The sequence below is a fragment of the Xanthomonas sp. LF07-6 genome (assembly GCF_034105445.1).
Lineage (GTDB): Bacteria > Pseudomonadota > Gammaproteobacteria > Xanthomonadales > Xanthomonadaceae > Xanthomonas_A > Xanthomonas_A sontii.
In genome coordinates, this window is sequence record NZ_JAXGGI010000001.1 from 692364 (window position 1) to 713374 (window position 21011).

Sequence of the window (21011 nt, forward strand, 5' to 3'; positions counted from 1 at the left end):
GGCGGCCACGCGGTCGCCACCGTGGCCGGCGCGTGGCCAACGTGGGCGGCGTTTCACGTCGGCAGCACTGCGGGCTGTCGCGTCACAATGCGCGATGCGCGATGCGCGATGCGGCATGAGACCTCATTGCGAGCGGCTCCAGGCGGTTTTGAGACTACACGGAGCCGTTCCCGCAGAGCCGTGCGGAGCCTTACCCGGGTGCACTGTGGGAGGGACTTCAGTCCCGACGCTTTGCAGGGTCAGGCACCCGGCAGGCTTCGCTCGCTGCGACTGCATCCTCGTGCATTCCGGCATGCCCTCGCCGTGTCGGAACTGACGAAGACCACGCGCCGCGACGCGCGCGCCTACCCCGCCAATTCCGCAGCCAGGAAAGGCGCCGTTCGGCTGCCTGCATGCGTCGCCACCACTCCCGGTACGCCCGCCGCCACGACCTTGCCGCCCGCCCCGCCCGCGCCTGGCCCCATGTCGATGATCCAGTCGCTGGCCGCGGCCACGCGCATGTCGTGCTCCACCGCCACCACGGTGTTGCCCGCCTCCACCAGCCCGTGCAATTGCCGCAGCAGCGTGTCCACGTCGGCCGGATGCAGGCCGGTGGTGGGTTCGTCCAGCACGTACACGGTGCCGCGGCGCTGTGCGCGCTGCAGCTCGCTGGCCAGCTTGATCCGCTGCGCCTCGCCGCCGGAGAGTTCGGTGGCCGGCTGGCCCAGGCGCAGATAGCCCAGGCCCACCTCCATCAGCACCTGCAGCGGCCGCGCGATCGCCGCATCGTCGGCAAAGAAATCCAGCGCCTGCGCCACGGTCATGCGCAGCACCTGTGCGATGTTCTGGCCGCGCAGTTCGATCTCCAGCGTCTTGGCGTTGTAGCGCGCGCCATGGCAGGTGGGGCACGGCGCATACACGCTAGGCATGAACAGCAGTTCCACGCTCACCGCGCCCTCGCCTTCGCAGGTCTCGCAACGGCCCTTGGCGACGTTGAACGAAAAACGCCCGGCGTCGTACTTGCGCTTGCGCGCTGCCGGCGTGGCCGCAAAGCGCTTGCGCACATGGTCGAACAGGCCGGTGTAGGTCGCCAGGTTGGAGCGCGGCGTGCGCCCGATCGGCGCCTGGTCCACCTGTACCAATCGCCGCACGTGTTCCAGGCCGCCGGCAATGTAGCCATCGGTGGCGACACGCGCACCGCGCTCCAGCGGATCCAGTTCCTCCTCCGCCTCGGCCGGCACCTGCCCCAGTTGCGTACCCAGCAACTCCACCAGCGCCTGGCTGACCAGCGAGGATTTGCCCGAGCCGGACACGCCGGTGACCGTGGTGAACACGCCCAGCGGGATGTCCACGTCCAGCGCGACCACGTTGTTGCGACTGACCTCGCGCAACTGCAGCCAGGCCTCCGGCGTGCGCGGCGCATGGGCGGCGGCGTGCGGTTCGGCGAACAGGTAGCGGCGCGTGGACGAGGCCTGCACCTGCGCCAATCCCGCCGGCGGACCGCTGTACAGCACCTGCCCGCCGTGCTCGCCGGCACCGGGGCCGACATCGACGATCCAGTCGGCATGACGGATCACGTCGATCTCGTGCTCGACCACGAACAGCGAATTGCCAGCGCCCTTGAGTTGGTCCAGCGCACCCAGCAACGCCTGCGTGTCGGCCGGATGCAGGCCCGCCGACGGCTCGTCCATCACGTAGACCACGCCGAACAGTTGCGAGCGGATCTGCGTGGCCAGGCGCAGCCGCTGCAGTTCGCCGGGCGACAGCGTCGGCGTGCTGCGCTCCAGGGTCAGATAACCCAGGCCCAACGCCTCCACCACCTGGATCCGCGCCAGCAGGTCCTGGGCGATGCGCTGCGCGGCCAGCGCCTGCTCCGGATGCCGCGATCGGCCCTGCATGCGGCCTTCAGCCGCGGGCCGCAGCAGCTCGGCCACCTCGCCGAGCGGGCGCTGCGACAGTGCGCCGATATCCAGCCCGGCGAAGGTCACCGACAGCGCCTCGCGGCGCAGCCGCTTGCCGTCGCAACTGGGGCATGCGGTGCTGATCAGGTACTGCGCCACACGCTTCTTGATCAGCGCGCTCTGCGTGCTGGCGAAGGTGTGCAGCACATAACGGCGCGCGCTGCTGAAGGTGCCCATGTACGCCGGCTCCTGCTTGCGCTTGAGCGCACGCTGGGTCTCGGCCAGGCTGAAACCCGGATACACCGGCACGGTCGGTTGCTCGTCGGTGTACAGGATCCAGTCGCGGGTCTTCTTCGGCAGCTTCGCCCACGGCACGTCGACGTCGTGGCCGAGCGTGGTGAGGATGTCGCGCAGGTTCTGCCCGTGCCAGGCCGGCGGCCACGCCGCCACCGCGCGCTCGCGGATGCTCAGCGAACGGTCCGGCACCATCGACGCCTCGGTGGCGTCGTAGATGCGCCCCAGCCCATGGCAGGTGGGGCAGGCGCCGGCCGGCGTGTTCGGCGAGAAGCCGTCGGCATGGATGATGCCCTGCCCAGGCGGATAGGTGCCGGCACGCGAATACAGCATGCGCAGCGAGTTGGAGATGGTGGTGACGCTACCGACCGACGAGCGCGTGCTCGGCGCACCGCGATGCTGCTGCAGCGCCACCGCCGGCGGCAGGCCGTCGATGGCGTCGACGTCGGCGACGCCGGCTTGGTCGATCAGGCGCCGCGCATACGGCGAGATCGAATCCAGATAGCGCCGCTGCGCCTCGGCGAACAGCGTGCCGAACGCCAGCGACGATTTGCCTGAGCCAGACACGCCGGTGAATACCACCAGTGCATCGCGCGGCAGCTCCACGTCCACATCCTTGAGGTTGTGCTCGCGCGCGCCACGGACGCGCACGAAGCCGGAAGCGGCGAAAGCGGGAGGCGTGGACATGGGCAGGACCGGCAACGCGAAGGAGCGCGCAAGCTTAGCCGGTCGGCTGCCATGGGCGTGTCGCGGCGACTTTGCTGCGGCGTGTTCAGCCCGCTATCGACGCAGAACGGCGCGCCTTCGCCGGCGACGCAAGTCTCAGCTCAACGCAGGCGCCACCAGCGTGTCGGCATCCTCGTCGCGCGCGGCCAGCGCCTGCATCCGCGTCACCGCACTGGCGAACGCGCGCAGCACCGCCACGCCGCGTTCGGCATAGATCGCATGCAGCGCCTGGTAGTACCACAGCGTGCCGTCGCGGCCGGCGGTGAAGCGCTCGAACACCGCGGTGCCGACCTCGGGGTCTTCCAGGTCGGCGACGATGCTGCGCGCGTTGTAGAGCTTGTCGCAGGCCGACACCAGCAGCACCGCGTCCGGGGCCTCGGCCAAGTGCGCCAGGTACGCCTGCTTGCGGATGCGCCAGTCGCGGCGCTTGGCCGGCACGTCCGCGGGCACCGCCTTGCGCTCGGCCGTGGCGTCGGTACACGCCATCACCATGTCCGCCACCGCCTCGCCGAATTGCGCGCGGATCACGCCCTCATGGCCGGAACCGCAATCCTCCACCACGTCGTGCAGCAGCGCCGCGATCGCCTGGTCCTCGTCGCCGCCGGCCTCCAGCACCAGCGTCGACACGCCCAGCACGTGGCTCAGATACGGCACCGTGCCGCCCTTGCGGAACTGGCCGGCGTGGGCGATGCGCGCGTAGTCCACGGCGCGCGCGTAACGTTCGGTGAGAGCGGTCATGCGGCGATCCTGACGGAACAGTCCGGCATTATCGCCAAACTTGCCGGCGTGAGCGCGTGGAGACGCGGGTGGACGTGGCTGCCGTTCAAGCCGCTTGTGGCGTCCCATTGCATGCGTGATAGGCCGACAGCCCGCACGGACGCGGCTGCCGCGCAGCCCTGCCCTGGTCCAAGCGCGTTCCCCGCTTACACTTCCCTGTTACCGCACCACCGCAATGCTCGCACGCATGAACGTCCGTCATCTCGACCGGCACGCCCCGGAACTGCCGCAGATCGCCGCCTGGTACCACGCGGCCTGGGGTCGCGAGGCCGGCTTCTCGCTGGACGACGAACTGCGCCAACTGCAGCGCGCCGCGGATGCGCATGGCCTGCCGCGGCGGCTGGCCGCCTTCGATGGCGCCCGGCCGATCGCCGTGGTGCAGCTGAAAGACCGGGAAATGGACGCCTTCCCGCAATACCCGTACTGGCTGGGCGGCATGTACGTCGCCGATGCCTATCGCGGGCGCGGCATCGCCGGTCGACTGCTCGCCCATGCCCTGGCAGACGCCGCGGACCTGGGCCTGGACGCCCTGTACCTGCAGACCGAGCACTTGGACGGCGGCCTGTACGCACGCCACGGCTGGCAGCCCGTGCAGGAAGCCGATTCCTACGGCAGCCGCGTGTTGCTGATGGTCCGCCAGGTCGGCTGAGCCAACGCCAGCGGGACCCGGGGCGCCTGCACATTACTTTTCCCCCGCGCCGCGTTAACGTGGCGCTTGGAAAGATAGGGCGTCAGCCACCAACCGACCGCTCGATCGACAGACACGCATGAACGCAGCGCCGAGGATGCAACCCACCATGATCACCGACACCGTCCACGCCGTGGACGACACCGCTACCGACGGTGCCCCGACCCCGCCCGCGCGCCGTGCCGCCATCTCCGGCCGCGCCGCCGCGCACAGCGTGTACCGCTCGCCGCTGTCCGCCGACGACGCCAGCGGCGACGCCCTGCGCCTGCGCGAACAACGCGCCAAGCGTGCGGCGCAGGTCGCCGCCGTCGGCACCGTCGCCGCCCTGGCTGCCGTGGCCCTGATCGCCTGGCGTCGCGCGCGGCGCTGACCGCGCAGCAACATCCAGCGCATCCGGCAGCATGCGCCGAGCAGGAAGCTCGCCACCGCCCACGCAGGGAACGTCCTCATGACGCCATGGCACCGCATCGCCCAATTCGCCGGCCTGGCGCTGGTCGCCAGCGCCTGCAGCATGCCCGCCGCCGCCCGCAAGACACCCATGGCCTCGGCGGTGCTGCGCGTCCCGGCCGACCTACCCAACCAGCGCCTGTTCGACTGCGCCGAATCCAGCATCGCCACCCTGTCGGAGACGAGCAGCTCCTGGCCCAAGGTCACCCGCGAAGACCCGGCCAAGGGCATCCTGGAATCGGGCGACTTCCCCGAAGCGAACCGCAGCGGCTTTCGCCTGCGCCTGGAGCGCCCACCGGGCGCCAGCCAGGCCAAGCTCGCCCTCAAGGGCGCTGGCGCCTACTTCGTCGACCTCGGCGTCGACAAGGCGATGCAGGATCTCAAGACCGCGTTGGATCGCTGCGTCGCCACGTAGCCGCTGTGAGCCCGAATAGGACACGGCGGTTCTGACCCCCGCGCCATCACAGCGACCAAGGAAGGACACGACCATGCCCACTTACGCCATCGAAGCCCGCTCGCTCGGCGTCATCGGCATCGCCGGCCACGCCTTCTGGGTACTGCGCGACGAACACGGCAAGGCCGTGGCGGAACTGCACGGCCTGGCCACCGATCGCCAGACCGGCCAGGCCATCCCCATCGGCACCGACGCCACCCGGCACTCGCTGCGCGCCTGGCACTACCCGCACGATCCTGCGTACGCCCGCTCCATCGGCGAAAAGGTCGACAGCACCACCTACATCCGCGACGACCAACCGTCACGCACGGTGGCCACCGGCGACAAGCACGAGATCCTGGAGCGCTGGAATACCGCGGTGCGCGCCGTGCCGGAACTCAACGCCCAGGACCGCGACTATCCGAACTACGGCTTCAAGGTCTTCGGCAAGACCGTCAACAGCAACTCCGCCTACCGCACCTTCGGCGAGCTGATGGACGTGCCGGTGTGGGGTTTCCCTGGACGCCTCGAACCGGGCATCGGCAACCGCATGCTTTCGCCGGAACGCACCGAGGAACTGCGGTATCACGCACCGGGCGAACAGGAACAGCAGATACGGCCGATGGCGCACGCGCTCTGAACTGACGGTGGTGGGCGAGGCACCAATGCAAGATAAAAACCTTTAAAGACCGGCTATCGCCGTGGCTGCCGCGCGTAAGACGACTGCGGAAGTCCCGGCCACGAGATCTCGCGCAGCACCAGTTCCACCTGCTCGGCCAGTAGCTCCATGCACGCCGACAACTCGCCGGTCCGCGCGATCGCCGCGATCTCCCGCTCCTCGTCCGCACTGCGCGGGCGAGCCAACCTCGCCAGGAACCGGATGTGCTCGCCCAACCGCACCAGCCGGAACTGACTCTCTTCCGGCAGAAAATAACCCGTCGCCTCGAAATCCACGTTGCCGTCCGACATCGTCGCCGCCTCCATCCATGAAGTGGCCCACCCGCCGCAACGCGACGGAAAGGAAGTCGGGAGGCTCGAAACCGCAGACAGCCGGCGGGCTTATTTCCCTTTCGGGTGTTGTATTCACCGCCCTCCCGACACAGACGTCATGCCGGTTGCACCTGCAAACGTACAGGCACAAAAAACCCACCGGCTTATCGGAGGTGGGTGCCGCTGTCTGCGGAGTTTCGAGGCTCCGTTTAGTAACTTTGCTACTAACAATGCAACGCGTCAAGTCGCCTATCGAACAACTTTGATGCACGGTGCTAGCGACATATAAAGGCTGGGCCTTGTATACGAATTGCTCCAAGTTGGTTGCGACAAAGCTGACGAGGGGGCGCGCGCAAACATCAAGCCTTGTCAGCCACATCGCATCGGTTCAAAGTCCCGTCGAGCTGTGAAAGGGATTCAGGGGAACACAAAGCGTGATCGTATATCAGTCCACCCGTGCCGCTTTCTTGCACGACTCTGAGCGGCAGGCGATCGAGGACATCATCGCCACCGCTTTCATTCAAAAGACAGGGCGCTACGCGCCGGACAACGAGTTCCGCGCCTGGCGCCACTCGCTGACCCAGATGGCTGATGTCCTCAGCGACGACAGCCTACCCGCAGATATGGGGGTGGGCATCGAGTTCGGCATCCCGCAGACCGCCAAGCGTATCGATTTCATCCTGAGCGGGCTTGGCGAGGCCGAAGAGCCGCGCGCAATCATCGTCGAACTAAAGCAATGGTCGTCCTCCGCTGTCACCGACAAGGACGGCATCGTCCGCGCGCAACGCGGCGGGCCGACCGAGACCGAAGGCCCGCACCCGTCCTATCAGGCGTGGTCATATGCGGCCCTGCTGCAGGGCTTCAACGAGGCGGTACACGAAGGCGGCGTCCAGCTAAGGCCTTGCGCCTACCTGCACAACCACTTCCGCGACGGCACTATCGACGATCCGCGCTACGTCGCCTACACCGACAAGGCACCACTGTTCCTGCGTGGGGTAGAAGAGAAGCGAAAGCTGCGCGACTTCATCCGCCAGCATGTGCGCAAAGGCGACAACGGCGAATTGCTTTACAAGATCGAGAACGGCCGCATCCGCCCATCCAAGATGCTTGCCGACAGCGTGGTCGGCATGCTCAAGGGAAACCAGGAGTTCGTGCTGATCGACGAACAGAAGCTGGTTTACGAAACCTGCCTGGCGCGTGCCGCGCAGGCCAGCGCAGAGCGCAAGCAGGTGGTGATCGTGAAAGGTGGCCCTGGCACAGGCAAGTCTGTGGTGGCGGTAAATCTGCTTGTCGCGCTGACCAAGCGCGGCGCAAACAGTAAGTATGTCTCCAAAAATGCGGCGCCGCGCGCTGTGTATGCGCAGAAGTTGGCCGGCCATATCCGCAAATATGAAATCTCCAATCTATTCTCCGGCTCGGGTGGATTCCATCGGGCTGAATCCGACACCTTCGACGTACTGGTCGTGGACGAAGCACATCGACTCAACGAAAAGAGCGGCTTCTACGGAAACGAGGGCCAGAACCAAGTAATGGAGCTGATCCGCAGCGCCCATTGCACCATCCTCTTCGTCGACGACGACCAGATTGTCACCCTCTCCGACATCGGCCACACCGGCGAACTAAGGCGTTGGGCCGCGCACCTTGGCGCCGAAGTGACGGAGCTAGAACTCGCTTCGCAGTTCCGCTGCGCCGGCTCGGACGGCTACATCGCTTGGCTGGACAACTTCCTCGGCATCCGCGAAACCGCCAACACCGATTTCGACCGCGACACCTTCGACTTCCGCATCGTCGATTCACCGTTTGAACTGCACAACCTGATTCGCGAGAAGAACAAGCTCAACAACAAATCCCGCGTAGTGGCTGGCTACTGCTGGGACTGGAAGGGCAAGAAAAACCCGGATATATGGGACATCGAAATCCTGGAACACGACTATCGCGCTCAGTGGAACCTGGGTAGCGATGGCGACTTATGGGCTGTCGCCGAGAACTCGGTCGAGCAAATCGGATGCATCCACACCTGCCAGGGGCTGGAAATGGACTACGTGGGCGTGATTATCGGACCGGATCTGGTTTGGCGCGAGGGTCAGGTGCTCACCGACCCAAGCAGGCGTTCAAAGCAGGACCGCTCTATCCGCGGATACAAGTTGCAATCCAAGCGTGATCCCAAGGCCCGTGACCGCGTGGATCGGATCATCCGGAATACCTATAAAACCTTAATGAGCCGCGGCATGAAGGGATGCTATATCTATATCACTGATCCTGAATCAAAATTTTCAATACTAGACGGCTTATATCGATCCGCAGTGAATACTACCGGATCACCTAGCCCTTAGTGGCGCTACATCAGCGATGGCCTCGGCGACCCGCTGCACGCGCGGCGCGCGGCGCACGTCCGGATGCACGACCAGCCAGATCTTACGTTCGACGTCGCAGCGCGGCGCCTCTGGCAGTTCGACCAACGCCCCGCCGGCGGTCGCCTCCAGCGGGAACCGCGGCAGCAGCGCCGCGAAGTGCCCGGCCGCGCAGGCATGCAGTTGTGCGGCTAGATCGTTGGCGACGAGAGCAAACCGGCGCCCGGTCGCAAAGCGCTGCAGCCATTGCTGCTGCGGGGTGTGCGCGAGCGCGTCGTCGTAGCCGACGAATGATCAGTTCGCAGGCGCTGGCTGTGTCGTGGCAAGTGCGCCATCGACAATGCAAGATTGAATAAAGGTTTTTGTTCCTACAAGCAATTGCGATGCTTTTGCAGGAATGGTTGTTTCAATGCGGCGGCACTCACCTATGCGTCAAATCCAAGCGCCACCCGCACCGCATCGCAAGCCGCAATCAAATCCAGCACCAGCCGCTCGCTCACATCCAGTTCGCCCTCGTACTCGGCGACGTTGCGCTGATGGTGGCATTTGTCCAGCACCCGCCACACCTCCGGCCCCAGGCCCAAGGTGTGCGGCAACACCTGGAACACGATGTAGCGGTTGTTGGCGCGGTAGCCCTTGGCACGCAGTGCCGCCAGGCACAGTGCGTGCGCAGCGTTGTAGGCCAGGTCGAAGCGGCTTTCCAGGGCGAGCGTGGCGTTCTTGGCGTCGCCCAGGCGGGCCAGGCCGGAGCGGATCAGGCCGTCGAATTCGCGTTGGTCGGTCGGTTCGGCACTGAGTTGCTTGCCGGGGCCGGCCAGGTTTTCAAGTGGCGAGGTCATCCATGCCTCCAATCACCCAGATCTTGGGTTGCTGCAGCACCCGCTGCAGGAATGCGTTTTCGTCGCGCAACCGCTTGGCGTAATCGGCACGCGTGTACAGCGTGGGATTGACCGGGCGGCCCAGCCGCGCCTGCATGCCATCCAGCGCGCGCATCAGGTCGGCATAGCCCAGCGTATCGGAGATCACCATCAGGTCGATGTCGCTGCGCGCGGTGTCGCTGCGCTTGGCGACCGATCCGTAGACGAAGGCGGCCACGATGTCGTCGGCGATGGGCTGCAAGGCCTCGCCGAGCGGGCCGGCCAGGCCGATGGTCTTCTGCACGATGCCGAGCAGCTCGTCGTGGATGGGCGAATGCGGATTGGCTTGGTAGCGCTTCTGGTTGCCGATGCGCTGTACCGTCAGCAAGCCGGCGTCGGCCAGCTTGGCCAGTTCGCGCTGCACGGCGCCCGAGCCGCCGCTGGCAGCGGCGATCAGTTCGCCGACACCAAAGCTGCGCTGCGGCCGACCGTACAACAGGCCTAACACGCGTTGCTGGGTGCGAGTGAACAAGGCATCCGCCAGGCCCAGCGTCAGCGCGCGGGAAGAGCGCAGCGCCTCGCCTACGCCCGCGGGATTGAGCAGGTTGTTGACCATGCGGTGCAGCTTACTACCCACATGGCCAATTTTCTTCCCATTATGGGTATTTATTTACCCTTTTTGGGTAAATTTCGTCGCTTGATCCGCTTTGATCTTGCATCCCTCCAAGCTCTAACTCACACCACCCCCTGCTCCACAAGAAACACCACTCCATCGCCCCCATCCTCGGTCTGCCGCAGCAGCCCCTCCGCCTCCAGGGTCTCCAGCGACACATCGGCGCCGAGATCGGCCGCCACCCCGTCCAACGTCAGCCCCACCCAACGATCGCGGCCGGCATGCTTGGCGCGGTACAGGGCGGCGTCGGCGATGCGCAGGCTCAGTGGCCAGTCGCCACCGGGGTGGGCGGGAAACAGGCTCACGCCCATCGACACGGTGAGGGCGATGCGGCCGGTCGGGCGCACCAGCGGGTCGGCCTGCAGGCGCTCGCGCAGGCGGCGGAACAGGCGCGGGGCGTCGGCCAGGGTGCCGCCGGGGCAGATCCACAGGAACTCTTCGCCGCCCCGGCGGGCGATGATGTCCGAGCTGCGAGCGCACTCGCGCAGCAGATCGCCCAGTCGTATCAGGGCGTGGTCGCCGCCTTCGTGGCCGTGCAGGTCATTGACGCGTTTGAAGTGGTCGATGTCCAGCAGGGCGATCAGCAGCGGTTCCTGCGTGCGCTCGGGCGTCGCTGCAGCCTCGCGCGCCTGCAGCCAGGCGGTGACGTAGCGGCGATTGCGCAGGCCGGTGAGGGCGTCTTCCTCGCTCTGGCGACGGATGGTGGCCGCGAGCTGTTCCAGTTCGCGGTGCTGCGCCTGGATCTCCTCGTTCTTGCGCGCCAGTTCCGCGTTGATGCGCCGACGCGCGCGGCCTTCGCGCACCTTGAGCAGGAAAAAGCCGGCCAGCGCCAGCAGTGCGGCGAGTAGACCGTAGAGCACGCTGCGCTGGCGCTGCGCGCGCGCCTGCAGTTGCGCATACGCCGCCTGTTCGGCGGCGCGGGTGCGGGCAAGTGCGGCCAGTTCGCTGTTCTTGCGCGCCAGGTCCACCGCCGATTCGAGCTCGGCGATACGGGTCTTGGATTCGACGTTCACGGCCTTGTCGTTGACCGCCTTGTACTCGCGCATGAGGGCAAGCGCCTCGCGGTCGCGGCCGAGTGCGTCGAGGTTGTCGATCATGCGCGGGTACATTTCCAGCCGCCGGGGGACGTTGTCCCACTGCGTGAACATCTGCCGCGCGCGCTCGAACGCGGCGGCCGCGGCGTCGCGTTGGCCGAGATCGGCCAGAACGTTGCCGAGCGTGGAATAGACGATGCCTCCCTCGCCATGATCGCCGCCTGGCGCCGCCCCCTCCAGCATCGCGGCCGCTTCGCGCAACAAGGGCAACGCCTCCCGCGGGCGATGCTGCAGCGCGAGTACGTTGCCCAGGTTGTTCAGCAATCCGATCAGCGACGTCTTGCCATCGGCACGTCCCGCCGCCAACGCCTGCCGGTAGATCGCTTCGGCACGTTGCAGTTCGTTTGCGCCCTGATAGGCTGTGCCCAGGTTGTTGAGTATGTCCGCGCGCGTCAGGTCCTTGTACGGCATCGCATCGTAGGCAGCGAGCGCACGCTGGCCGTAGGCGATCGCCTTTTTCCATTCGTGGGCATAAATGAACACGCCGGTGGCGTTGTGCAGCATGGAGACGTCGTCGGGCTTGCCCAGCGCCTTGACCACACGCTCCGCCTCGAGCAGGGCGGCGATGGCATCGGGCATGCGCCCCTGCTGAGCCGACACCAGGAACACGGTCTGGTTGGCCTTGTATTCCACCGGATCCGGATGCCGACGCACTCTGGACAATGCGATGCGGGCGACCCGCAAGGCGTCGTCCTGCGCACCCATCTTGTAGTAGGAGCGGGCCAGCAGTCGCCACAGTTCGGCGATGTGCGGGTCGTGCGGCAGCTCCGTTTCCAGCCGCCGCATCTCGCCTTCGAGCTGCGCGATGCGGAGCGCGTCGCGCGGTCGCCAGATCTCGGCATTGAGTTGCGTGAACAGGCGCACCCGCTGTTGCGGCGACAACGGCTGGGCGAGCAGCGCCGAGCCGATGGAGACCACCCTGTTCGGCTGGCCCGCGGCGGCGGCCGCATCGACCAGTTCCAGGCCGAGCGCGATCGAGCCTTGCTTGTCGGCCGCGGCGTCCCAGGCCGGCATGCCCATCTGCAGCGCGGCCGCCGGGTCTGCGGCACGCACCGCCGCCACGCAGGCCGGCAACGCCTGCGCCGGTGCGCACCGCTGCATCGCGGCCGCGTGCGCCACCGCGGACGACACCAGCACACTCCCACACAGCAGCATCCTGAGCGACTGCAAGATCAAGCGACCGCGCACTGCCGTTCTCCCCAAGATGCCGCAGCACACGCCGGATCCGTGAATGCGGCGGATATCGTCGCACTCCGGTCCCACGCATGCCGTTGCCGGCGTGCAACAACGCCGACCCGTGCAAGGCTATCGGCCATACGGGCGATTTCTTGAGCTCCATCCCATGCAAGAAGCTACGTTACTCACGCTACGCCTGCACGCGCCTTTACCCGTGGGACCGCAACTAGCCCCTCTCCCACCGGGAGAGGGGTTGGGGGTGAGGGTCCGAGCGCGCAGCACATCCATGCCCCCCCCAACTCCAACCCCCAAGTCCCATCACAGCGGCGTCAGTTGCCTGAGCTGCGCGTCATCGGGAAACGCCCGCACGCGGTAACGCGGCGGATACAGCGGCGGCTGGGGCTCCATCAGGTCGCCAAACGCGGCAACAGCCTCGTCCCAGGACACCAGGACGACCGCGTCCTCCTCGGCGTCGTCGCGCGGGACGACCAGGGCGATCCGGTCGGCTCTGGGCAGCAGGGTATCGACGCCCTTGGTCCAGGTGCAGAGCGAAAACTGCCGCGCGCCGTCGTCGCGCTCCTGGTAGACGCTGAACGATGCGACGAAGATGTCCTGGTCGGTCGCGTTGTGGAGCTTGTCCAGCGCCGCCTTCTGATCGGCGTAGGCAGGCGCGTCCAGCAGCCGGCGCAGGTCCGCCTGGCACTGGCGATGCTCGGGCAACGCCAGCGCGAACGGCACCATGCGGCGTGCCTCGTCGTAAGTGAACACCAGCGCGGAGACGTTGCGGCCCTGCGCGGCTGCTTCCACGCTCAGTTCCAGCATCGCGCCGATGGCGGCGGCGTCGCGATCGCCCACCACCAGCAGGCAGTCGCGCGCCGGCAGCATGAACAGCGGATTGCCCGCCACCGGTACGCGGTACAGCACGTCGGGCAGCAACGCGCGGCTGGTGTCGTAGGCATCCTGCCATGCGCCGCGGAACACGCCCGGCGCGACTTCGACGAAATGGTCGGCGGTTGCATCGCGCAGATTGTCGCGGGCGATCGCCAGGCCTTCGTCCAGGGTGATCCCCCATGCCGCGCGCGGCCCCTGTAATAGCGTGGAGATCGTATCCGGCAGATCCAGCGCCAGCAGCTCGACGCAATCCTCGGCGATGTCGCGCCATGCATATGGGAATGGCGCATCGAGGCCTTTCTCCAGCAAGTGCTCCAGCCGCAGCTCCTCGAACATGCCGCGATTGCGGATCACCGGCATCAGCGTCGCGCGCACCTCGTCGAATGTCTTTTCCCGGCCACTCTCTTCCTGCGCATTGAGCGAGGACGTCACATAGGCGCGCAATGCCTCGGCGCGGCCTTTGCGCGTCGCGGTCCTGTAGGCCTGATAGGCGTTGTGCAGATAGATGGTGTAGCCATTGCCGCCGACCAGCCGGAACGCGTCGGGCTGATAGACCAGCTCCTCGCGATAGCCCCGCGCGCGCAGGGCATCGGTGTACAGCCTGGCGAAGGCGTCGGGGCTGGGCGTGCGGCGGAACAGCGTGTCGAACAGTGCAGCGAACATCGGCGGTCGTCCTTGTCGAGTGGCGGCATGCGGGCGCCGCGCGGAATGCTAGCGCAGCTTTGCGGCAGCCGCAGATGGACGCGGACTGCAGTGTCCGCAACGGCACTCCGGCAACTCCGATTGCATCGAGCAACCAGAAAGCGCGCGCACGCTGCTCGGTCAGCCGTCCCTCCCACGTGCATGCACGGCGCACCGCATTACGCGTATCAGTGTGCGGCGCGAAATAAAAAGCCCCGCTGTCGCGGGGCTCTCTGGAGACTCGGCACGTCCTTCTCCCGCATGCGGGAGAAGGAGTCGCGTGCTGCCCGCCTCAGGCGAACGGATCCTGCAGCACCATGGTGTGCTCGCGGTCCGGACCGGTGGAGACGATCGAGATCGGGCAGCCGGCCAGTTCCTCCAGCGCACGCAGGTAGGCGCGGGCGGCGGGCGGCAGTTCGTCCCACACGGTGATGCCGTGGGTGTTCTCGCTCCAGCCCGGGAACTCCAGGTACACCGGGGTGCACTCTTCCCAGCCCTGCGCGTCCAGCGGCGCGTACTCGGTGCGCTTGCCGCGGTATTCGTAGGCGATGCACACCTTCAGCTTCTCCATGCCGTCGAGCACGTCGAGCTTGGTGATGCACAGGCCGGAGATGCCGTTGATGGCCACCGCGCGCTTCAGCGCGACGATGTCCATCCAGCCGCAGCGGCGCGGACGGCCGGTGGAGGCGCCGTACTCGGCACCGCGGTCGCGAATGCCCTGGCCGATCTCGTCGTCCAGTTCGGTCGGGAACGGGCCGCCGCCGACGCGGGTGGCATAGGCCTTGGCGATGCCCAGCACGTAGTCGATGTCCTGCGCGCCCACGCCGGTGCCGGCCAGTGCGCCGCCGACGGTGGTGTTGGAACTGGTGACGTAGGGATAGGTGCCGTGGTCGATGTCCAGCAGCGCACCCTGCGCGCCTTCGAACAGCACGCGCTTGCCCTGCTTGCGCAGGTCGTGAAGGATGCCGGCCACGTCGGACTTCATCGGCTGCACGTACTCGCCGAAGGCCAGCGCTTCGTCGAAGGTCTTCTGGAAGTCGACCGCTTCCACGCCCAGGTACTTGGTCAGCACGAAGTTGTGGTAGTCCAGCGCGGTGCGCAGCAGCTCTTCCAGCTGCGGCGGGTAATGCAGGTCGGCGACGCGGATGCCGCGGCGCGCCACCTTGTCTTCGTAGGCCGGGCCGATGCCGCGGCCGGTGGTGCCGATGGCCTTGCCGCCGGCGGCCTTCTCGCGGGCCTGATCCAGGGCGATGTGGTACGGCATGATCAGCGGCGCGGCCGGCGAGATCTTCAGGCGCGACCGCACTTCCACGCCGGAGGTCTCCAGCTCCTCGATTTCCTTGCGCAGCGCGGCCGGGGAGATCACCACGCCGTTGCCGATCAGGCACAGCGCGTCGGCGCGCAGGATGCCGGACGGGATCAGGTGCAGGACGGTCTTCTTGCCGTTGATGACGAGGGTGTGGCCGGCATTGTGGCCGCCCTGGAAACGCACGACGGCACCGATTTCCTCGGTGAGCAGATCGACGATCTTGCCTTTGCCTTCATCGCCCCACTGGGCGCCGAGCACGACAACTGACTGACCCATGGCTGGGTAACTCCTGGTTTGCTGCGCGACCGTCGGGGCCACGCGGATGTGGTGGCCGTGCGGGGACCGACCGACACCGGTGCGGCCGCTCCATCGGGGAGCGTCCAGGCGGCGGCAGGACCCATACACGGAAAAAGCCGGTCGAGACGCTCACATGGAGCGGGCCCGGCCGGCTTTTGTGCATTATCCGGGTTTTGGGTGGCGGTCACCACCCCTTCCCCTGCCGCGTTCAGCGACCTGCCCATCGGGCACGATCAGAATGCTGTCAGGCGCGAACCCACAGCAAGGCCATCAATCCCACCGCCAGAGCTACGCCGCCAGCGATCCGCAACTGCGTGGTCGGCATGGCCAGCATCTGCTGCACCATCCGCTTCCAGGCCTCCGGCGCGACCAACAGGATCAGACCTTCGAAGACGACGACCAGGCACACCGCGGCGATCAGATCGTGCATGGGGGTCTCGGCAAGAGGGGATGGGCGGGCCGCGTCGACACTGAAGCGGCTTGATCGTTCAGGAGCGGCTGAAGTGGCGCAAGCCTTCCCGGTGAAGCCCGTCGCGACTGAAGTCGCTCCCACAAAGGCTTCCTGCGCCGGGTACCGGCGTCTGCAACCGGCCATCCTGCACGCCGTCAGAGACCGGGGACCCGCCTTTGCGAATCCCCAATCCCGACTCCCCAATCCCACCCCTCAGCGATCGCTCTTGAGGTACTGCAGGAACGGATCGTTCTTGTCGAGCACGATCACGCCGTTGCCGTCGGCCATGGCGCCGCGGTAGGCCTCCAGGCTGCGGTAGAAGGCGTAGAACGACGGGTCGGCAGAGCCGGCCTTGCCGTAGACGCTCGCCGCCTCGGCATCGCCTTCGCCGCGCAGCTTCTGCGCGTCGCGCTCGGCCTCGGCGACCAGCACCGTGCTTTCGCGGTCGGCCTGGGCGCGGATGGTCAGTGCCTGCTCCTCGCCTTCGGCGCGCAGCTTGGCTGCTTCCTGCTTGCGCTGCGCGCGCATGCGTTCGTACACGTCGGTGATCACCTGGCTGTCGGTCGGCAGGTCGATCTGCTTGATGCGCAGGTCGACGATCTGCATGCCCAGGGTCTTGCTGGCCGCGTTGATCGCCACCAGCTGCTTGGCGATCAGTTCGCTGCGGTCGCCGGACACCAGCTGCTGCAGGGTGCGCGAGTTGATCTGGTTGCGCAGCGAGTCGGTGATGATCGGCGCCAGCAGGCTGTTGGCCACCTTCTCGTCGCCGCCGGTGGTGGCACGGTAGAAGGCGCGCACGTCGGAGATGTAGCCGATGGCGAAGAAGCTGACGCTGACGTCCTTCTGCTCGGCGGTGAAGTAGCGCGCCGGGTTGGTGTCGATCACCTGGAAACGGCGGTCGAACATGCGCACCGATTCCACCAGCGGCACCTTGAAGTGCAGGCCCGGCTTGAGATCGGCACGCACCACGCGGCCCAGGTTCAGCACCATCGCCGCCTTGTCCTCGGGCACCACGAACACCGAGCTGAGCAGCGCAAACAGCGCGACGACGGCAATGCCCGCCCACAATGACAGTTTCATCGCTGGATCTCCTCACGGCCGGTCGGGCGCGGCGTGCGCTCCGGGTTGCGGACACTCTCGGCCGAACTGCTGTTCAACGCCGGCATCAACACCTCCTGCGGCACCGTCGGCAGCGACGTGGTCGGCGCCGGCGGCGTCGCCGCGGCCGGCGCCTTGCTGTCGGCCGGCATCGGCACGTAGATCAGCTGGCGGCCGTCGCCGCCGATGACCTTGCGGTTCTCCGCCAGCACCTGCTGGATCGTCTCCAGCCACAGCCGCTTGCGGGTGACCTCCGGCGCGTTCTGGTACTGCTGCTGCAGCAGGGTGAAGCGCTCGGCGTCGCCCTGCGCGCGGGCAATCGCCGCTTCCTTGTAGCCTTCGGCGACGGTGCGGGTGCGTGCGGCCTGGCCACGCGCCTCCGGCACCACCTTGGCGGCGTAGGCCTGGGCCTCGTTGATCAGCCGCTCCTTGACCTGCTGGGCGCCGTTGACCTCGTCGAAGGCCGATTTCACTTCCTCCGGCGGACGCGCGTCGGGCAGGGTCAAGCCGGTCACGATCAGGCCGGTGTGATAGGCCTTCAGCGCGGCCTGCAGGCGCTCGCGCGCGGCCACGGCCATCGGCCCGCGGTTGTTGAGCACCGTGTTGAGATCCGAGCGGCCGATCTGTTCGCGCACCGCGCTCTGCGCGGCCTGCTCCAGCACCAGGTCGGCGTTGCGCGCGCCGAACACGTAGGTGCGCGGGTCCTCGACCCGGTACTGCACGTTGAGCGAGACGTTGACGATGTTCTCGTCGCCGGTCAGCACCGGCAACTGGCTGTCGAAGGTCTTGATGCGGGTGGCATCGACCTTGCGCACAGTCTCGATCGGCCACGGCAGCTTGAAGTTCGGGCCAGGCTGCAGAATCCGCGAGAACTGGCCGAAACGCAGCACCACGCCGCGCTGCTGCTCGCCGATCAACTGGAAGCTGCTGAACAGCAGCACCAGCACCACCGCACCCAGGATCCAGCGACCGATGCCGCCGCCATCGCCGAACAGGTCCTTCAACGGACCGGGCAACCCGCCCCACCTGCCTCCCCCATTGCCGCCACGCGGCGGCCAGGGACCGCGCCCGTGATTGTCGGGGCCGTCTCCGCCCTTGCCGCCAGGTGTGTTCCAGGCCATGCATGCTCCAAGAAGGAAGGTGGCGCCGCGTCGGTCACGCGCCGGTCACCGGATAATGAGTCGCCGATTCTACAAGATGGGGCAGACCCGCCGTTTCGAAAGGGTATCTTGGTGCATTCCTGCGTGCCGACCAAGGTGTTCCATGTCCGTTCCCGCCCAGTTCTCCGCCTTCCGCATCCACCAGGACGCCACCGGCTACCACGCCGGCCTCGCCCCGCTGTCGCTGGACCAGCTCAGCGACGGCGAGGTGGTGATCCGCGCCGCCTGGTCGTCGGTGAACTTCAAGGACGCGCTGGCCGGCACCGGCCAGGGCAAGATCCTGCGCCGCTTCCCGCTGGTCGGCGGCATCGACGTGGCCGGGCACGTGGTCGCCTCCCGCGACCCGGCGTTCAAGGAAGGCGACGCGGTGCTGGTCACCGGCTGCGGCCTCAGCGAGACCCGCGACGGCGGCTACAGCGAGTACGTGCGCCTGGAGTCGAAGTGGGTGGTGCCGCTGCCGGCCGGGCTGAGCCTGCGCGAGAGCATGGTGCTGGGCACCGCCGGCTTCACCGCGGCGCTGGCGCTGCTGCGCCTGCTCGACAACCGCCAGACCCCGGCGCATGGCCCGCTGTGCGTGACCGGCGCCACCGGCGGGGTCGGCTCGCTGGCGGTCGACATCTTCAGCCGCGCCGGCTTCGAGGTGCATGCGGTCAGCGGCAAGGCAGACCGCGCCGAGCAGCTCAAGGCCTGGGGCGCCACCCAGGTGCTCGGCCGCGAGGCCCTGCAGACCAGCCGGCCGCTGGAATCGGTGCGCTTCGGCGGCGGCCTGGACAACGTGGGCGGGGCGATGCTGACCAGCCTGCTGGCGCAGACGGCACCGTACGGCAACGTCGCCAGCGCCGGGCTGGCCGCGACCGCGGAGCTGGACATGACGGTGATGCCCTTCATCCTGCGCGGGGTGTCGCTGTTGGGCATCGGCTCGGCCGGCACCGCCCGCGACCTGCGCGACCGCATCTGGCAGCACCTGGGCAGCGACTGGAAGCCGCGCCACCTGGAGACGATCTGCACCCGCGAAGTGGACCTGTCCGGCCTGCCGGAGGTGTTCGCGACGATGCTGGCAGGGCAGTCGTTCGGGCGTACCGTGGTGCGGCTGGATGCGGGCGTGTAGCCACGCCGACGCTTTGTGACACGCAACGCTTTCCGCCTTCGCGCCGCTGCCTCTACACTCGGAGCCTCCTAGGGGGAACTACATGGCACGCATCCTGATCGTCGACGACTCACCGTCGCAGTTGCTGGGCATCCAGCGCATCGTCGAAAAACTGGGGCACGAAACGATCACCGCCACCGACGGCGCCGCCGGCGTGGAAGCGGCCAAGGCGGCCTTGCCGGATCTGGTGCTGATGGACGTGGTGATGCCCAACCTCAACGGCTTCCAGGCCACCCGCACCCTGCGCCGCGAGCCGACCACGCAGAACATCCCGGTGATCCTGGTCACCACCAAGGACCAGGACACCGACCGCATGTGGGGCATGCGCCAGGGCGCCCGCGCCTACATCACCAAGCCGTTCTCCGAGGACGAGCTGTACGAGGTGATCGAGCGTGTATTCAGTGGCGAGGATGCGCCTTAAAAGCCGGGAATCGGGATTGGGGAGTGGGGAGTCGTAAGGGCGGGTTTCCGGGCGGCGTTTGCGCGCGCAGCGTGAGGCCGCATTGCACTCGGCGCCCCTTGTAGGAGGGGCTTCGGCCGCGACGGGCGTTACCGGTAACGCCTGTCGCGGCTGAAGCCGCTCCTACGACGCCACAGCGCGAGGGGAGCCCGCTTTTGCGAATCCCCAATCCCGACTCCCCAATCCCGCCTCACTTCACACGGCCTCGCCAAACGCCTTGGCCAGCCCGCGATACGCCTTGCGCTGCGCTTCGGTTTCCGGCGCCGGCGCCAGCACTTCCAGTTCGACGATCTGGTCGCCCGGCGGGGTGCCGGGCAGGCCGCGGCCGCGCAGGCGCAGCTTGCGGCCGGCGTCGGACTCCGGCGGGATCTTCAGTTCCACCGCCCCGCCCAGGGTCGGCACGCTGATGCTGGTACCCAGTGCCGCCTGCCACGGCGTCACCTGCAGGGTGTAGAGGATGTTGCGGCCGTCCACCTCGAACTGCGGATGCGCGGCGTACTCGATCTCCAGCAGCAGATTGCTGCCGCCGTTGCCCTGCCCGCCCAGCCGGATCACCTGGCCGGGGCGCACGCCCTTGGGGACGCGCACGTCCAGCTGCTTGCCGTTGATGGTGATGCGCACGCTGTCACCGGCGTACACCGCCTCCAGCGGCACCGCCAGCTTGGCGCGGGTGTCGCCGCGCGGCGCGCCCGGTCCCGGACCGGGGCCGGCGCCGCCCTGGCGGGCACGCTGCTGGCGGGCGAACAGACTCTCGAAGAAATCGCTGAAGCCGCCGCCGGCGCCGCCGTTGCCGAACACTTCCTCGAAGTCGAAGCCCTGCGCGCCGCCGTAGTTCGGCGGCGCGTGGAACTCCTCGCCCGGCCGGTAGCCCTGCGCGCGCAACTGATCGTAGGCGGCGCGCTTGGGCGGGTCGCGCAAGGCCTCGTAGGCCTCGTTGATCGCCTTGAACTTCTCTTCGGCCCCAGGCTCCTTGCTGACGTCGGGATGGTACTTGCGCGCCAGCCGCCGGTACGCGGTCTTGATCTCGGCATCGCCGGCGCTGGGTTCCACGCCCAGGGTCGCGTAGTAATCCTTGAATTCCATCCATCACCTCAAAAAGAGTCGGCCCGCCGCCTTGCGGCAACGGGCCGG

The 21011-nt window shown here is 67.4% G+C and carries 19 protein-coding genes; 7 read left to right on the forward strand and 12 right to left on the reverse strand.

Going from position 1 to position 21011, the window contains the following annotated elements:
• Positions 1–344: 344 nt before the first annotated feature.
• Positions 345–2861 carry an excinuclease ABC subunit UvrA gene (locus tag SLW56_RS02850; RefSeq protein ID WP_320694320.1) on the reverse strand — a complete coding sequence of 839 codons (2517 nt, stop codon included), beginning with the start codon at positions 2859–2861 and terminating at the stop codon, positions 345–347.
• 135 nt (positions 2862–2996) lie between these two features.
• On the reverse strand, positions 2997–3638 hold the full coding sequence (locus SLW56_RS02855) for an HD domain-containing protein (protein WP_152237792.1): 642 nt from the start codon (positions 3636–3638) through the stop codon (positions 2997–2999).
• 226 nt (positions 3639–3864) lie between these two features.
• Between SLW56_RS02855 and SLW56_RS02860 the strand changes: the two genes are divergently transcribed.
• From SLW56_RS02860 to SLW56_RS02875, 4 genes are all read left to right on the forward strand, one after another.
• Positions 3865–4326, forward strand: coding sequence for a GNAT family N-acetyltransferase (locus SLW56_RS02860; RefSeq protein ID WP_320694321.1), 462 nt, complete (start codon positions 3865–3867; stop codon positions 4324–4326).
• A gap of 148 nt (positions 4327–4474) precedes the next feature.
• Positions 4475–4735 carry a hypothetical protein gene (locus SLW56_RS02865; protein WP_320694322.1) on the forward strand — a complete coding sequence of 87 codons (261 nt, stop codon included), beginning with the start codon at positions 4475–4477 and terminating at the stop codon, positions 4733–4735.
• 78 nt (positions 4736–4813) lie between these two features.
• A complete protein-coding gene (locus SLW56_RS02870; RefSeq protein WP_295920999.1) occupies positions 4814–5227 on the forward strand; it encodes a hypothetical protein in 414 nt (137 codons plus the stop codon).
• A gap of 73 nt (positions 5228–5300) precedes the next feature.
• A complete protein-coding gene (locus SLW56_RS02875) occupies positions 5301–5885 on the forward strand; it encodes a hypothetical protein (protein ID WP_320694323.1) in 585 nt (194 codons plus the stop codon).
• Between the two features lie 53 nt (positions 5886–5938).
• Here the strand turns inward: SLW56_RS02875 and SLW56_RS02880 are convergent, their stop codons facing one another.
• On the reverse strand, positions 5939–6214 hold the full coding sequence (locus SLW56_RS02880) for a hypothetical protein (protein ID WP_223875667.1): 276 nt from the start codon (positions 6212–6214) through the stop codon (positions 5939–5941).
• A gap of 455 nt (positions 6215–6669) precedes the next feature.
• On the opposite strand from SLW56_RS02880, the gene SLW56_RS02885 reads away from it, so the two are divergent.
• Complete coding sequence (locus SLW56_RS02885; protein ID WP_320694324.1) at positions 6670–8568, forward strand: DUF2075 domain-containing protein; 1899 nt, start codon at positions 6670–6672, stop codon at positions 8566–8568.
• A 443-nt stretch (positions 8569–9011) separates the two neighbouring features.
• On the opposite strand, the gene SLW56_RS02890 is transcribed toward SLW56_RS02885, so the two are convergent.
• The 8 genes from SLW56_RS02890 to hflK form a co-directional block, all read right to left on the reverse strand.
• The gene (locus tag SLW56_RS02890; protein WP_320694325.1) at positions 9012–9425 is read right to left on the reverse strand and encodes a hypothetical protein; all 414 of its coding nucleotides are present in this window, start codon (positions 9423–9425) and stop codon (positions 9012–9014) included.
• Entirely contained in the window at positions 9409–10080 is a 672-nt protein-coding gene (locus tag SLW56_RS02895; protein WP_320694326.1) for a transcriptional regulator, read from the reverse strand. The genes SLW56_RS02890 and SLW56_RS02895 overlap by 17 nt, the downstream gene beginning before the upstream one ends.
• Before the next feature lie 98 nt (positions 10081–10178).
• Positions 10179–12341 carry a tetratricopeptide repeat-containing diguanylate cyclase gene (locus tag SLW56_RS02900; RefSeq protein WP_320694327.1) on the reverse strand — a complete coding sequence of 721 codons (2163 nt, stop codon included), beginning with the start codon at positions 12339–12341 and terminating at the stop codon, positions 10179–10181.
• Positions 12342–12704: 363 nt separating this feature from the next.
• Positions 12705–13940, reverse strand: a complete 1236-nt coding sequence (locus SLW56_RS02905) for a hypothetical protein (protein WP_320694328.1) — start codon at positions 13938–13940, stop codon at positions 12705–12707.
• A 310-nt stretch (positions 13941–14250) separates the two neighbouring features.
• Positions 14251–15543: an adenylosuccinate synthase gene (locus SLW56_RS02910; protein WP_010340110.1), complete on the reverse strand. Its 1293-nt coding sequence runs from the start codon at positions 15541–15543 to the stop codon at positions 14251–14253.
• A gap of 265 nt (positions 15544–15808) precedes the next feature.
• Entirely contained in the window at positions 15809–15994 is a 186-nt protein-coding gene (locus SLW56_RS02915) for a DUF2065 family protein (protein ID WP_017912772.1), read from the reverse strand.
• 234 nt (positions 15995–16228) lie between these two features.
• Entirely contained in the window at positions 16229–17095 is an 867-nt protein-coding gene (locus SLW56_RS02920) for a protease modulator HflC (RefSeq protein ID WP_026144397.1), read from the reverse strand.
• Complete coding sequence (gene hflK / locus SLW56_RS02925; RefSeq protein WP_267113435.1) at positions 17092–18234, reverse strand: FtsH protease activity modulator HflK; 1143 nt, start codon at positions 18232–18234, stop codon at positions 17092–17094. Before hflK ends, SLW56_RS02920 begins: the two co-directional genes overlap by 4 nt.
• Positions 18235–18376: 142 nt before the next feature.
• On the opposite strand from hflK, the gene SLW56_RS02930 reads away from it, so the two are divergent.
• Together SLW56_RS02930 and pilH are read left to right on the forward strand one after the other, a co-directional pair.
• Positions 18377–19381: an acryloyl-CoA reductase gene (locus SLW56_RS02930; RefSeq protein WP_320694329.1), complete on the forward strand. Its 1005-nt coding sequence runs from the start codon at positions 18377–18379 to the stop codon at positions 19379–19381.
• Between the two features lie 82 nt (positions 19382–19463).
• Positions 19464–19841 (forward strand): twitching motility response regulator PilH, encoded by a 378-nt coding sequence (gene pilH / locus SLW56_RS02935; RefSeq protein ID WP_010340114.1) that lies wholly within the window; start codon positions 19464–19466, stop codon positions 19839–19841.
• A gap of 234 nt (positions 19842–20075) precedes the next feature.
• Here the strand turns inward: pilH and SLW56_RS02940 are convergent, their stop codons facing one another.
• Positions 20076–20963 (reverse strand): DnaJ C-terminal domain-containing protein, encoded by an 888-nt coding sequence (locus SLW56_RS02940; protein WP_148829409.1) that lies wholly within the window; start codon positions 20961–20963, stop codon positions 20076–20078.
• Positions 20964–21011: the final 48 nt, after the last annotated feature.